The organism is Enterobacter sp. 6722112 (assembly GCF_058661685.1).
The window spans coordinates 3,279,730-3,292,263 of sequence record NZ_JBZWGR010000007.1 but is presented as its reverse complement, the minus strand read 5'-3'; the positions used below and the strand labels follow the sequence as shown (position 1 = coordinate 3,292,263).

Annotated in this window: 12 protein-coding genes and 1 pseudogene; 5 read left to right on the top strand and 8 right to left on the bottom strand. The window is 58.0% G+C overall.

The genetic code is table 11. The features are described 5' to 3' along the window. Positions 1 to 2: 2 nt before the first annotated feature. On the bottom strand, positions 3 to 380 hold the full coding sequence (locus AC4OVU_RS17185) for a DUF4440 domain-containing protein (protein ID WP_049133119.1): 378 nt from the start codon (positions 378 to 380) through the stop codon (positions 3 to 5). Positions 381 to 511: 131 nt separating this feature from the next. Continuing rightward, positions 512 to 805, bottom strand: a pseudogene (locus tag AC4OVU_RS17180) (MFS transporter); the annotation flags it as partial. A gap of 121 nt (positions 806 to 926) precedes the next feature. Here AC4OVU_RS17180 and AC4OVU_RS17175 point away from each other — a divergent pair. Further along, positions 927 to 1,814, top strand: a complete 888-nt coding sequence (locus AC4OVU_RS17175) for a LysR family transcriptional regulator (protein WP_023304325.1) — start codon at positions 927 to 929, stop codon at positions 1,812 to 1,814. Here the strand turns inward: AC4OVU_RS17175 and AC4OVU_RS17170 are convergent. Beyond that, entirely contained in the window at positions 1,811 to 2,218 is a 408-nt protein-coding gene (locus tag AC4OVU_RS17170; protein ID WP_015571704.1) for a MarR family winged helix-turn-helix transcriptional regulator, read from the bottom strand. The genes AC4OVU_RS17175 and AC4OVU_RS17170 overlap by 4 nt on opposite strands. A 173-nt stretch (positions 2,219 to 2,391) precedes the next feature. Between AC4OVU_RS17170 and AC4OVU_RS17165 the strand changes: the two genes are divergently transcribed. Genes AC4OVU_RS17165 through AC4OVU_RS17155 form a run of 3 tightly spaced genes read left to right on the top strand, consistent with a single transcriptional unit; the run spans position 2,392 to position 4,643 of the window. Next, positions 2,392 to 2,994, top strand: coding sequence for a non-oxidative hydroxyarylic acid decarboxylases subunit B (locus tag AC4OVU_RS17165; protein WP_003862111.1), 603 nt, complete (start codon positions 2,392 to 2,394; stop codon positions 2,992 to 2,994). Beyond that, positions 2,984 to 4,411 (top strand): non-oxidative hydroxyarylic acid decarboxylases subunit C, encoded by a 1,428-nt coding sequence (locus AC4OVU_RS17160; RefSeq protein WP_032649307.1) that lies wholly within the window; start codon positions 2,984 to 2,986, stop codon positions 4,409 to 4,411. Before AC4OVU_RS17165 ends, AC4OVU_RS17160 begins: the two co-directional genes overlap by 11 nt. 10 nt (positions 4,412 to 4,421) lie before the next feature. Next, positions 4,422 to 4,643 (top strand): non-oxidative hydroxyarylic acid decarboxylases subunit D, encoded by a 222-nt coding sequence (locus AC4OVU_RS17155; RefSeq protein ID WP_003862116.1) that lies wholly within the window; start codon positions 4,422 to 4,424, stop codon positions 4,641 to 4,643. Positions 4,644 to 4,782: 139 nt separating this feature from the next. On the opposite strand, the gene mutS is transcribed toward AC4OVU_RS17155, so the two are convergent. Further along, the gene (gene mutS / locus AC4OVU_RS17150) at positions 4,783 to 7,344 is read right to left on the bottom strand and encodes a DNA mismatch repair protein MutS (protein ID WP_017692766.1); all 2,562 of its coding nucleotides are present in this window, start codon (positions 7,342 to 7,344) and stop codon (positions 4,783 to 4,785) included. 113 nt (positions 7,345 to 7,457) lie between these two features. After that, positions 7,458 to 7,688, bottom strand: coding sequence for a SymE family type I addiction module toxin (locus tag AC4OVU_RS17145; protein ID WP_017692767.1), 231 nt, complete (start codon positions 7,686 to 7,688; stop codon positions 7,458 to 7,460). Positions 7,689 to 7,863: 175 nt separating this feature from the next. Between AC4OVU_RS17145 and AC4OVU_RS17140 the strand changes: the two genes are divergently transcribed. Next, the gene (locus AC4OVU_RS17140; protein WP_022649174.1) at positions 7,864 to 8,208 is read left to right on the top strand and encodes a nitrous oxide-stimulated promoter family protein; all 345 of its coding nucleotides are present in this window, start codon (positions 7,864 to 7,866) and stop codon (positions 8,206 to 8,208) included. A 61-nt stretch (positions 8,209 to 8,269) separates the two neighbouring features. On the opposite strand, the gene flhA is transcribed toward AC4OVU_RS17140, so the two are convergent. The 3 genes from flhA to hypD all read right to left on the bottom strand — a co-directional run bounded on the left by flhA (position 8,270) and on the right by hypD (position 12,533). Next, complete coding sequence (gene flhA / locus AC4OVU_RS17135) at positions 8,270 to 10,342, bottom strand: formate hydrogenlyase transcriptional activator FlhA (protein WP_110292586.1); 2,073 nt, start codon at positions 10,340 to 10,342, stop codon at positions 8,270 to 8,272. 62 nt (positions 10,343 to 10,404) lie between these two features. Next, positions 10,405 to 11,415, bottom strand: a complete 1,011-nt coding sequence (gene hypE / locus AC4OVU_RS17130; protein WP_110292585.1) for a hydrogenase expression/formation protein HypE — start codon at positions 11,413 to 11,415, stop codon at positions 10,405 to 10,407. Beyond that, positions 11,412 to 12,533: a hydrogenase formation protein HypD gene (hypD, locus tag AC4OVU_RS17125; RefSeq protein ID WP_110292584.1), complete on the bottom strand. Its 1,122-nt coding sequence runs from the start codon at positions 12,531 to 12,533 to the stop codon at positions 11,412 to 11,414. The genes hypE and hypD overlap by 4 nt, the downstream gene beginning before the upstream one ends. Between the last annotated feature and the right edge of the window lies 1 nt (position 12,534).

Sequence of the window (12,534 nt, the reverse complement as noted above, 5' to 3'; positions counted from 1 at the left end):
CCTTATGGCTGCGCCGTTTCGTGCAGCAAACGCCAGGTGATGTTATCCCCTTCCTGATTAAGCACTGCGGTTGACCAGCGCACGTTGACGGGCTGGCCTGGCCGGGTTTGCGTCTCCCGGTAATGGAGCACCGCGCCGTTGTCCCATGTCTGAAGCGTTGTTAACGCATCAATGTCGATCCTGAGCCCGGGTCGGGTTCCCCGCTGTGCATATAAAAATTGGGCAAGCGCGTGATGATCTAAAGGGTTGCCACTCGGTGGAACCATCAGAAAATCCGGACGGAAACGGGCGAGCAGGGTGTCCCGATCGCCTTCGCCTGCACCTAACCAGTTTTCAAGGGCGACGTGAATGTCGAGGATCTCTTGTTCGTAATGGGTCATGGTTGCTCCTGTTGCAGTTGCGCAAGTAACTGCGTGTTGTTAAGACGGTAGACGTACAGTACGGGCAGTAGGGTGATGACTGCGGCAAAAACAAACATCCAGTGCCAGGCGGCCAGCGGCGCGACATAATCCTGCATGAAGCTCAGCGCCTGACCAACCGGGATCAGTAACCCCCCTCTGGCGCCCTGTACGACTCGCCAGGCAATCAGACTTTCCAGCGAAGATGAGAGACCCGCCGCAACGGAGGCCGCGCTAAAGAGAAGCAGTGAGAGCAGGATAACGCGCTTCGGCCCGACGCGGCGCGTCAGGATACTGCTGAAAGGGATGACTAGCGTCAGCCCGGCAATGTATCCGTTACTTACCCAGGCAAGCGCGGAAGGTGTGGTATTGAAAGCACGAGCCATCGCCGGAAAGGCGATTTTGCTGCGATACGTCATGGAAGTTCCTCCGGTGAGGTGGCGTATCGTATCGGCCCGCGCGTTACGGATAAACGCGACAAAGCACGATATACTGTCAACATTATTTTGACAGTTAACCAGGCAAGCGATGCTTAATTTACAGCGTACGGCGATGTTTATCGCCGTAGCGGACACCGGCAGTTTCACCGCCGCAGCGGAGGCGATGGGGCTGACAAAAGCGGTGGTCAGCTTTCATATTCGTCAGCTTGAAGAGGAGCTGGGCGTCACCCTGTTGCTGCGAACCACCCGACGCCTGACGCTGACCGAAGCGGGGAAGCTCTTTCATCAACGAAGCGTGATGCTGTTACGGGATGCAGAGCGATTGCAGGATGATGTTCGCGCCAACCACGCCGGGCTGACGGGAGAACTGCGGATCACCACCACGCCCGAATATGGCTCGCAGGTGGTGGTGCCTTTGCTGGCTGAATTTAGCCAGCTGCACCCGGACCTCCGCGTGCGGCATGTCTCGTCCTCTTTGCATGCCGATCTTATCGCCGAGCGCTTCGATGTCGCTATCCGGCTCGGCACGCTTGCAGATTCGCGCTACCACGCCGCGTTGATGACCTCCTTCACCATCCTGCCCGTGGCAACGCCAGGCTGGCTGGCAAACCATCCGGTTAACTCGCTGGAGCAGCTGGCGGAAGCGGACTGGATCATTCACGAGCGTTTAACCTCGCCGCTGCGCTGGCAGATGAGAGGCGTTGATGGGCAGCCGGTTTCTTTTGAGATCAAGAAAGCGCCGCGCCTGTATGCAGACAGCGCCCAGGCGCTGATGGCTTTTGCCCTCGCGGGATGTGGAGTGGCGCTGCTGCCGGAGTGGCTGGTGCGAAACGCACTGGATGCAGGGGAACTGGTCTCGCTGTTACCGGCGTACACGTTCGCTCAGCAGGGCATCTATGCCGTTTATCCTGATGCCCGGCATGTGCCCGCGAAAGTGCGAACATTTATTGATTTTATGCGCGTCAGGGTTACTTAATCCTGCATCATCTTTTTAATGAGCGCTGAAAATTGCTCTCGTTCCGCGCCGTTAAGGCGCCCTAAAAACGCCTCATCCACCTCATTTCCAATCGGTTTACTGCTCTCAAGCAGGGCCTCACCTTCGGCCGTCAGAAAGACAAACCGACGGCGCTTGTCCGCCGGATCGTGCTCGCGCCTGACCAGGCCGCGTGCTTCCATGCGGCTCAGCATTTCTGCCAGCGTCGCTTTGGTGCTCACCGCGACTTCAGTCAGGGCAACCTGCTCAATGCCAGGATTTTCAGCAATTGACCGCATCACCGCATACTGTGGCTTTGTCAGTTCGGGCAATGCGTGCTGCCACTGGGCGGTATGCTGTTGAAAAAGCTGACGTAGCAGGTGGAAAGCTTCTTGTCTTAACTCCATGGACACTCCGACGGAAAAATACTCCCTCTATGATAGCCGCTCTCGGGCTGAATTTTAACGCGAGAGTTTTTTAGCGATTAGTGTGATCGTATACGAACGATCTTGTCAGCAGCAGGATCAAGGCGTAGTTTAATTAATATGTTCGTATACGAACAAACTTATTGAGGTGCTGAATGAGATTGATTGTGGGAATGACGGGCGCAACGGGTGCGCCATTAGGCGTGGCGTTGTTGCAGGCGCTGCGGGAAATGCCGGAGGTGGAAACGCATCTGGTGATGTCGAAGTGGGCAAAAACCACGATTGAGCTGGAAACGCCCTTCACTGCGCATGACGTTGCTGCCCTGGCGGATGTCGTCCATAGCCCGGCCGATCAGGCTGCCACCATCTCCTCCGGCTCGTTTCGCACCGACGGCATGATCGTCATCCCGTGCAGCATGAAAACGCTGGCGGGTATCCGCGCGGGCTACGCCGAAGGGCTGGTAGGGCGTGCGGCAGACGTGGTGCTGAAAGAGGGACGCAAGCTGGTGCTGGTTCCCCGTGAGACGCCGCTCAGCACCATCCATCTCGAGAACATGCTTGCCCTTTCCCGCATGGGCGTGGCGATGGTGCCGCCTATGCCTGCGTACTACAACCACCCGCAAACCGCCGATGACATTACCCAGCATATCGTGACCCGCGTTCTCGACCAGTTCGGTCTGGAGCATAAAAAAGCCCGACGCTGGGAAGGTTTGCAGGCAGCGAAACATTTTTCACAGGAGAATAAAGATGGCATTTGATGATTTGAGAAGCTTCTTGCAGGCGCTCGATGAGCAAGGGCAGCTGCTGAAAATTGAGGAAGAGGTAAACGCTGAGCCGGATTTAGCGGCGGCCGCCAACGCTACCGGGCGCATTGGCGATGGCGCGCCTGCGCTGTGGTTCGATAATATTCGCGGTTTCACCGATGCCCGTGTGGTGATGAACACTATCGGCTCGTGGCAAAACCACGCTATTTCGATGGGGCTGCCGGCGAATACCTCGGTGAAAAAACAGATCGACGAGTTTATTCGTCGCTGGGACAAATTTCCCGTCGCGCCAGAGCGTCGTGCAAACCCGGCCTGGGCGCAGAACACGGTGGACGGGGAAGACATTAACCTGTTCGACATTCTGCCGCTGTTCCGCCTGAACGACGGTGACGGGGGCTTTTATCTCGATAAAGCATGCGTTGTCTCCCGCGATCCGCTCGACCCCGATCACTTCGGCAAGCAGAACGTCGGGATCTATCGTATGGAAGTGAAGGGCAAGCGTAAGCTCGGCCTGCAACCGGTGCCGATGCACGATATTGCGTTGCATCTGCATAAGGCAGAAGAGCGCGGCGAAGACCTGCCAATTGCCATTACGCTGGGTAACGATCCGATCATCACCCTGATGGGCGCCACGCCGCTGAAATACGATCAATCCGAGTATGAAATGGCCGGTGCGCTACGTGAAAGCCCGTATCCGATTGCGACGGCTCCGCTGACCGGTTTCGATGTGCCGTGGGGGTCGGAAGTGATCCTGGAAGGGGTGATTGAAGGCCGGAAACGTGAAATTGAAGGGCCCTTCGGTGAGTTTACCGGTCACTACTCCGGCGGGCGCAACATGACGGTTGTGCGTATCGACAAAGTTTCTTACCGCACTAAACCGATTTTCGAATCTCTCTACCTGGGCATGCCGTGGACCGAGATTGATTATCTGATGGGGCCCGCCACCTGCGTACCGCTCTATCAGCAGCTGAAGGCTGAATTCCCGGAAGTGCAGGCGGTAAACGCCATGTACACCCACGGTCTGCTGGCGATTATCTCCACTAAAAAGCGTTACGGCGGTTTTGCCCGTGCGGTCGGGCTCCGCGCCATGACCACGCCACACGGTCTGGGTTACGTGAAGATGGTGATTATGGTGGATGAAGATGTCGATCCGTTTAACCTGCCGCAGGTGATGTGGGCGCTGTCATCGAAGGTCAATCCGGCAGGCGATCTGGTGCAGCTACCGAATATGTCTGTGCTCGAGCTTGACCCCGGCTCCAGCCCGGCGGGGATCACTGACAAGCTGATCATTGATGCCACCACCCCTGTTGCCCCGGACAACCGTGGTCACTACAGCCAGCCGGTACAGGATCTCCCTGAAACCAAAGCCTGGGCCGAAAAACTGACCGCGATGCTGGCGGCACGTCAATAAGGAGGAAAAAATGATTTGTCCACGTTGTGCCGATGAACATATTGAAGTGATGGCAACATCACCTGTGAAAGGTGTCTGGACGGTATACCAGTGTCAGCACTGTCTGTATACCTGGCGCGATACCGAACCGCTGCGCCGTACCAGCCGCGAGCATTACCCGGAAGCGTTCCGCATGACGCAGAAGGATATTGATGAGGCGCCGCAGGTGCCGACGATCCCGCCGCTGCTGTAAAAAAGCCCGGTGGCGGCTGCGCTTACCGGGCGATAATATTGTGCGGTCCTTTGCCCGGTGGCGCTACGCTTACCGGGCCTACGGGTTTTGTAGGCCGGGTAAGGCGAAGCCGCCACCCGGCAAAAAAGACCGCAGAGAACTAAACCAGACTCTTCAACCGATAAATCCACTCCAGCGCCTGTCGCGGCGTCAGGGAATCCGGGTCAAGATTTTCCAGCGCTTCCACGGCCGGAGAGGTCTCTTCCGGGACCGCCAGCAGTGACATCTGCGTACCATCTATCTGCGTCGCCGCCGCATTCGGTGACAAACTTTCCAGTTCACGCAGTTTCTGACGCGCGCGCTTGATCACCTCTTTCGGCACGCCCGCCAGCGCCGCGACGGCCAGGCCATAACTCTTGCTTGCCGCGCCGTCCTGCACCGTGTGCATAAAGGCGATGGTGTCGCCGTGCTCAAGCGCATCAAGGTGGACGTTAGCCACGCCTTCCATTTTCTCTGGCAGCTGTGTCAGTTCGAAATAGTGCGTTGCGAACAGCGTCAGCGCCTTGATTTTATTTGCCAGACTTTCCGCGCACGCCCAGGCCAGGGACAGGCCGTCATAGGTGGAGGTACCGCGTCCTACTTCGTCCATCAACACCAGACTATTCTCTGTCGCGTTATGCAGAATGTTGGCGGTTTCGGTCATCTCGACCATAAAGGTAGAGCGACCGCTCGCCAGATCGTCCGCCGCACCCACACGGGTGAAGATACGGTCGATAGGGCCAATCTCAACTTTCTGCGCCGGAACGTAGCTGCCGATGTAGGCGAGCAGCGCGATAAGGGCTGTCTGGCGCATATAGGTGCTTTTACCGCCCATGTTGGGGCCGGTAATGATCAGCATTCTTCGCTGCGGTGACAGGTTCAACGGGTTGGCAATAAACGGTTCGTTCAGCACCTGCTCAACCACCGGGTGGCGGCCTTCGGTAATGCGAATGCCGGGTTTGTCAGTAAAGGTCGGACAGGTGTAGTTCAGCGTATCGGCGCGCTCGGCCAGGTTTACCAGGACATCCAGCTCGGCCAGCGCAGCGGCGCTCAGTTGCAGGTCAGCCAGGTGCGGCATCAGGATGTCGAACAGCTCGTCATACAGCTGTTTCTCCAGCGCCAGCGCTTTACCTTTCGACGTGAGCACTTTGTCTTCGTACTCTTTCAGCTCGGGAATAATGTAGCGCTCGGCATTTTTCAGCGTCTGGCGGCGAACGTAGTGAATCGGTGCCAGGTGGCTCTGCCCACGGCTGATCTGGATATAGTAACCGTGTACCGCGTTGTAGCCGACTTTCAGGGTGTCGAGCCCCAGACGTTCACGCTCGCGGATTTCCAGCTTATCCAGATAATCCGTCGCGCCATCGGCCAGCGCACGCCATTCGTCCAGCTCTTCGTTATAACCTGGAGCAATAACCCCGCCATCCCGCACCAGAACAGGCGGCGCATCAATGATGGCGCGTTCCAGCAGTTCGCGAAGCTCGGTAAATTCGCCCATGGTTTCGCGCAGCTTCTGCACTGGCGCGCTGTCGATCTCTCCCAGCTGAGCACGCAGTTCCGGCAACTGCTGGAACGCGTGACGCATACGGGCAAGATCGCGTGGACGCGCGGTGCGCAGTGCCAGGCGCGCCAGGATACGCTCAAGATCACCCACCTGACGCAGCACCGGCTGCAAGTCGGTGTAACGATCCTGCAATGCGGCAATGGTTTGCTGGCGGCCGATCAGCGTGTCGGTATTGCGGATCGGCATATGCAGCCAGCGTTTGAGCATACGGCTGCCCATGGGGGTAACCGTGCTGTCGAGAACCGACGCCAGCGTATTTTCCATGCCGCCAGCGAGGTTCTGAGTGATCTCCAGGTTGCGGCGCGTGGCGGCATCCATGATGATGCTGTCCTGCTGACGCTCCATGGTAATGGAACGGATATGGGGCAGGGCGGTACGCTGCGTATCCTTAACGTACTGCAACAGGCAGCCTGCGGCACACAGCCCGCGCGGGGCATTTTCTACGCCAAAGCCAATCAAATCGCGCGTGCCAAATTGCAGGTTCAGCTGCTGGCGCGCGGTATCAATTTCGAACTCCCACAGTGGACGACGACGCAGGCCGCGGCGACCTTCAATCAGCGCCGTCTCGGCGAAATCCTCTGCATAAAGCAGTTCTGCCGGATTGGTGCGCTGTAGTTCAGCCGCCATGGTTTCACGGTCAGCCGGTTCACTCAGGCGAAAACGACCGGAGCTGATATCCAGCGTGGCGTAGCCAAACCCTTTACCGTCCTGCCAGATCGCCGCCAGCAGGTTATCCTGGCGCTCCTGAAGCAGGGCCTCATCGCTGATGGTTCCCGGCGTCACGATGCGTACGACCTTGCGCTCAACGGGGCCTTTCGACGTGGCCGGGTCGCCAATTTGTTCGCAGATAGCGACAGACTCACCCTGGTTCACCAGCTTCGCCAGATAGTTTTCAACCGCGTGATGCGGGATACCTGCCATCGGGATGGGCTCGCCTGCCGACGCGCCACGTTTCGTCAGGGAAATGTCGAGCAGCTGAGACGCACGTTTCGCATCGTCATAAAAAAGCTCGTAAAAATCGCCCATACGGTAAAACAGCAAAATTTCCGGATGCTGTGCTTTCAGCTTCAGGTACTGCTGCATCATTGGCGTATGCGCGTCGAAATTGTCGATTGTGCTCATGGAGTTATGATATCCATTTCTTTGAAAATATTACGCTTTGAGCGGCTCAATGGCCGATTGTTCCTTCTATTGTCGCATGAAAAAAAGGTGCGGCGCAGAAAAAAGTCACGACTTTACGAGGCATCTTCCACCATTAATTCAATGATGATTTTCCCGTGCTCGACGCCCACCCGAACCTGCGAGTTGGTGGTAAATCCCGCTTGCTCAAGCCAGTCGCCTTTCAGGCTCAGCGCTGCGTGTACGCTGTAGCGTTTTGGAATTTTCGTTTTACGGTCTTCATGACGTTTTCTGAAGTAACCCACTTTCAAGTGACGATAGGGTTTGGCGATCGCGATCTCTTGCATAAGTTCTCCGGTGAATGCGGTCAAAGGTGGTTATTTATGCCTGTATAAAATACCAGTAAAACGCAGCGGGGGGCGGGGTAATTCTGGAAGGGCGCTTCAGAAAATGGAATGCAATGACTGAAAATGTGCGGATAAAAGGGTATTATAAATGCACTTTATTGTTGAGGACGACGTTATGTCCGGTAAACGTATTTCACGAGAAAAAAAGACGATCGCCAGAATGATCGCCCTGTACGAAAACAGGTGTCCGCACGCCATAAAAGAAGAGGGGCACTATTCGGCGCTCAAGGCTTATGCCGATAAGCGGCTGGATAAATGCGTGTTTGGTGAGGAAAAACCTGCCTGCAAACAGTGCCCTGTGCACTGTTATCAACCCGCCCGACGGGAAGAGATGAAGCAGGTGATGCGCTGGGCAGGGCCACGTATGTTATGGCGCCATCCGATTCTGACCATCCGTCATCTGATCGACGATCGCCGTCCGGTTCCGGAATTACCCGAAAAGTATCGGCCCAAAAAATAACCGGCTCCGCGCCGCAGTGGGCGACAAATTACGCGCAGGGCGACGTCGCCGGAATGACGGGTTAATTCAGGCTCTCTTTATCGATTCCCAGACGCTTCATGCGCGAGAGCAGGGTGGTACGCTTCAGCCCCAGCCGTTGCGCCGCACCTTTCGGTCCGGCTACCACGCCGTTGGTCTCCTTCAGCACTCGCATAATGAGCTGATATTCATCTTCTCCCTCTTTCGCAAGCTCGGTTGCGGTCACGGTCGTTTCAGAGAGAGTAACCTCTGGCAGGGAGAGTTGGAGCACGTTCCCGCGCGTCAGCAGGACCGCGCGTTCAATGACGTTTTCCAGCTCGCGCACGTTCCCCGGCCACTCCATCGCCGAGAGTGTGCGTAGCGTTTCGGCAGGAATACTGTCGATATTTCGCCCCATCCGGCGGGCAATCTTCGCGGTAAAGGCTTTCACCAGCAGCGGAATATCTTCCGGGCGCTCGCGCAGCGGCGGCAGGCAGATCGGGAAGACGTTCAGGCGATAGTAAAGATCGCTGCGAAACTCGCGGTCGGCGACCATTTTTTTCAGATCGCGATTGGTGGCGGCAATCAGACGCACGTCGGTCTGGATCAGCTTGTTGCTGCCGAGGCGCTCGAACTCCTGCTCCTGCAAAACGCGCAGCAGCTTGGGCTGAAGCTCCAGCGGCATATCGCCCACTTCGTCGAGGAACAACGAGCTTTTATCCGCCAGTTCAAAACGGCCCAGCCGCTGGCTGCTGGCGCCGGTAAAGGCGCCACGCTCGTGGCCGAACAGGTCGCTTTCCAGTAAGCCCGCAGGCATCGCCGCGCAGTTCATCTTCACCATCCGGCGGCTGTTGCGGTTGCTCAGGTTGTGGATCGCCCGGGCAATCAGCTCTTTCCCGGTACCGGTTTCACCGAGGATCAGCACCGTGCTGTCGCTCTGCGCCACCATTTCCACCTGCTTAAGGACGCTGTACATGGCATCGCTGCGTCCGATGATTTCGCCAAACTCGCTGTCCACGTTGTTGAGCTGCTCGGTCAGCGCCAGGTTTTCGTCCACCAGCCGCTCCTTCAGGCGGTGGATCTCCTGATAGGCGAGGGCGTTATCCAGCGCAATGGAGATACGCTCGGCGATCTGGCGCAGCAGCTTCAGGTTGGCGGTGGTAAATACGGCCTCATCGCACTGCGCCAGTTTAAGCACGCCGAGCATGGTGTTGCCGGACATCAGCGGCAGCAGGCACAGGGTCTGGATCTTGTTGCCCCAGGTGTTGAACAACATCCGCTCGTAGGGGGCTACCGGATCCTGTTCATTGAGATTGAGCAGCAGGATCTCTTTGCTTTTAAATACCCGCTCGGACAGCGTTCCCGCTTCGTCCACTTCGCTCTGCTCGTGCGCCGGGTTGGCTTCATCAAGGTAGTGGGTGGAGTAGATGTTCAGCTTGCCTTTCCGGTTGCCGCGTAGCGCAATGCTGATGGCATCGATTTTAAAATAGTGATGGATCTCTTTTGACACTTCGCTGACCAACTCATCCATGTCCAGGCGGGAGAGCACGGCGTTGGTGATGGCAACCAGAATGCGGAAGTTATCGCGCTCGCGGCTCAGCAGGTCGTAGTCCACGTTATTGGTGACGCGGCTTTGGATCTGCTCCGCGACAACGGCCACAATCTGGGTAAAGGTGTGCAGGCGTTCGTACTCCGCCTCGCTCCAGGGCTGGTCGGTATCACGGATAAACTCGCAGCCGCCAAAAATTTGCCCTTCCACCGCCAGCGGCAGCATGCTGTAGTGGCCGAACGGGTGGTAAAGATTGCTCTCTGCCAGCTTCGGCCAGGCCTGGCGAAACTGGTCAAAATTGCAGTGCAGCGCTTCCGGGCGGGAGAGAATACGCCGCACCGGACCGTGGGCCAGAAACGTTTCATCTTCATATTCGAAGATTTTGCCGTTATCACGCGTTGAGAAATAACTCGCGCGGTGGGTTGCGCTATGCCAGAGCACAATGGCGGCGCTGTCCGCCAGCGCTGATTGCCTGACCAGCCGCGTCAGGGCATCGCTCAGCGCGCCGAGATCGGGCTGTTGTAAAAGTGTGCGCGTGATGTCAAACAGGCCCTGCTGTACAAGATCGCTCATCGGTGTATACGGCATTGTTGCTTTCCAATAGAAACTGGCAAAAAGAGAAATTCAGCGCTGACCGCTTTTGGCGCGGTCTAGCAAATTCGGGGTAACGGTTCAGCGTGCGGCAGATCCAGCGTGCGCTTCACGCCGTAAAGCCCGGTCAGGCGCACCCCTTTGCGCTCAACCACGTCGCCGATGATGGCCGCGTCTTTCCCTAAAGGATGCGTGCGCAGCTGTGCAAGTACGGCTTCCGCCGCCGCGCGTTCCACGCCGATCACCAGCTTGCCCTCATTGGCAAAGTTAAGCGGGTCTAGACCTAGTAGCTCGCACAGCCCGCGCACGGCGGGCTTAACGGGCAGGCCGCGCTCGGTCAGCTCAATCCCGCAGCCGCAGCTTGCCGCGAACTCGTGCACGACGGCATTCACGCCGCCCCGCGTGGCGTCGCGCAGGGCTTTTACGCCCGGCATGTCGCGCAGCGTCTGGATCAGCGGCGTGAGTACCGCGCAGTCACTGCGCAGCTCGCCATCCAGCCCCAGGCCTTCGCGCAGGTTCAGGATGGTTGCCCCGTGGCAGCCCAGCGTGCCGCTGACAATCAGCACGTCGCCTGCGCAAAGCTGCTGCGCGCCCCAGTGAATGTCGGCAGGGATCGCGCCCATCCCGGCTGTGTTGATGAAGAGCTTATCCGCCGCGCCGCGCTGCACCACCTTGGTATCCCCGGTGACGATGGCGATCCCCGCCTCGCGGGCGGTGTGCGCCATGCTGTTGACCACCGCCGTGAGCGTCTCCATTGGTAACCCTTCTTCGAGGATAAACCCGCAGGAGAGGTAGCGGGGGATCGCGCCGCTGACGGCGACGTCGTTTGCCGTGCCGCAGACGGCGAGCTTGCCGATATCGCCTCCCGGGAAGAACAGCGGGTCAATCACGTAGCTGTCGGTAGAGAACGCCAGCCTGTCGCCGTGGGCGGTCAGGGTCGCGAGGTCAATACGCGCCTGATCTTCCTGCTCGGCGAGCCAGGGGTTATTAAAGGCTTCCATAAACAGCCGGTTAATCAACTGCTGCATCGCCAGTCCACCGCTTCCGTGCGCCATTTCCACCGTGTTCATGCTTCACACTCCTGGTTGCGATAGTGATACCACGCGGCGCATGCCCCTTCGGAAGAGACCATCAGCGCGCCAAACGCGGTTTGCGGGTTACAGGCGTTGCCAAATAACGGGCAGTGATGAGGTTTGCATTTGCCGGTGAGTACGTCGCCACAGCGGGCGCGGGGATCGTCGCACACCTGCTGCGGTTGCGGGCGGAAATGCGCTTCGGCGTCGAAGGCGCGATACGTGGGCGTCAGGTGCACGCCGGATTCGGCAATCAGCCCCAGTCCGCGCCACTCGCTGTCGCCTTCGACGCTAAACACGTCGGCTATGGCCTGCTGTGCCCGTCTGTTACCTGCATCGGGCACCACGCGACGATACTGATTTTCCACCGCACTCAGGGCCGCTATTTTCTGCTCAACCAGCATGGTCACGCCTTGCAGTAGATCAAGTGGCTCGAAACCAGCCACCACTAACGGACGATTGTACTGTTCAGCGATAAAACCGTAGGCTTCTGTGCCGATCACCATGCTGACGTGGCCCGGCGCCAGAAACGCGTCGATACCGTTATCCGGCGCTTCAAGCAGGCTGCGCAGCGTGGGAATAAGCGTGATGTGCTGGCAGAAAAAGTAAAAGTTTGTGACGTTGCGGGCTTTCGCCTGCTGGAGGGTAATGGCGGTGGCGGGCATGGTGGTTTCAAAACCCAGCCCGAAAAAGACGACCTTACGCTCAGGATTAGCCATCGCCAGCGTCAGGGCATCCATCGGTGAGTAGACGATCCGCACGTCTGCGCCGCGCGCCTTCGCCTGGAGCAGCGAGCCATTTTTTCCCGGTACACGCATGGCGTCGCCAAAGGTGCAAAAAATCACACCGGGGCGGCTGGCGATGTCGATACAGCTGTCGATGCGCCCCATCGGCAGCATGCACACCGGGCAGCCGGGGCCGTGGATAAACTCGATGTTCTCCGGCAGCAGCTGGTCGAGGCCAAATTTAAAGATGGCGTGGGTGTGTCCGCCGCACACCTCCATGATCCGCAGCGGTTTTTCTTTCGTGTAGTCCAGCAGCGAGGCGCGGGTTTTCAGGCGATCGATAAGCTGCAACACCTGCTCAGGCGCGCGATATTCATCAACGTAACGCATG

Excerpts from the sequence above, each read along its gene's own strand:
- AC4OVU_RS17185 (WP_049133119.1), bottom strand. The coding sequence starts at position 380 with ATGACCCATTACGAACAAGAGATCCTCGACATTCACGTCGCCCTTGAA.
- AC4OVU_RS17175 (WP_023304325.1), top strand. The coding sequence starts at position 927 with ATGCTTAATTTACAGCGTACGGCGATGTTTATCGCCGTAGCGGACACC.
- AC4OVU_RS17170 (WP_015571704.1), bottom strand. The coding sequence starts at position 2,218 with ATGGAGTTAAGACAAGAAGCTTTCCACCTGCTACGTCAGCTTTTTCAA.
- AC4OVU_RS17165 (WP_003862111.1), top strand. The coding sequence starts at position 2,392 with ATGAGATTGATTGTGGGAATGACGGGCGCAACGGGTGCGCCATTAGGC.
- AC4OVU_RS17160 (WP_032649307.1), top strand. The coding sequence starts at position 2,984 with ATGGCATTTGATGATTTGAGAAGCTTCTTGCAGGCGCTCGATGAGCAA.
- AC4OVU_RS17155 (WP_003862116.1), top strand. The coding sequence starts at position 4,422 with ATGATTTGTCCACGTTGTGCCGATGAACATATTGAAGTGATGGCAACA.
- mutS (WP_017692766.1), bottom strand. The coding sequence starts at position 7,344 with ATGAGCACAATCGACAATTTCGACGCGCATACGCCAATGATGCAGCAG.
- AC4OVU_RS17145 (WP_017692767.1), bottom strand. The coding sequence starts at position 7,688 with ATGCAAGAGATCGCGATCGCCAAACCCTATCGTCACTTGAAAGTGGGT.
- AC4OVU_RS17140 (WP_022649174.1), top strand. The coding sequence starts at position 7,864 with ATGTCCGGTAAACGTATTTCACGAGAAAAAAAGACGATCGCCAGAATG.
- flhA (WP_110292586.1), bottom strand. The coding sequence starts at position 10,342 with ATGCCGTATACACCGATGAGCGATCTTGTACAGCAGGGCCTGTTTGAC.
- hypE (WP_110292585.1), bottom strand. The coding sequence starts at position 11,415 with ATGAACACGGTGGAAATGGCGCACGGAAGCGGTGGACTGGCGATGCAG.
- hypD (WP_110292584.1), bottom strand. The coding sequence starts at position 12,533 with ATGCGTTACGTTGATGAATATCGCGCGCCTGAGCAGGTGTTGCAGCTT.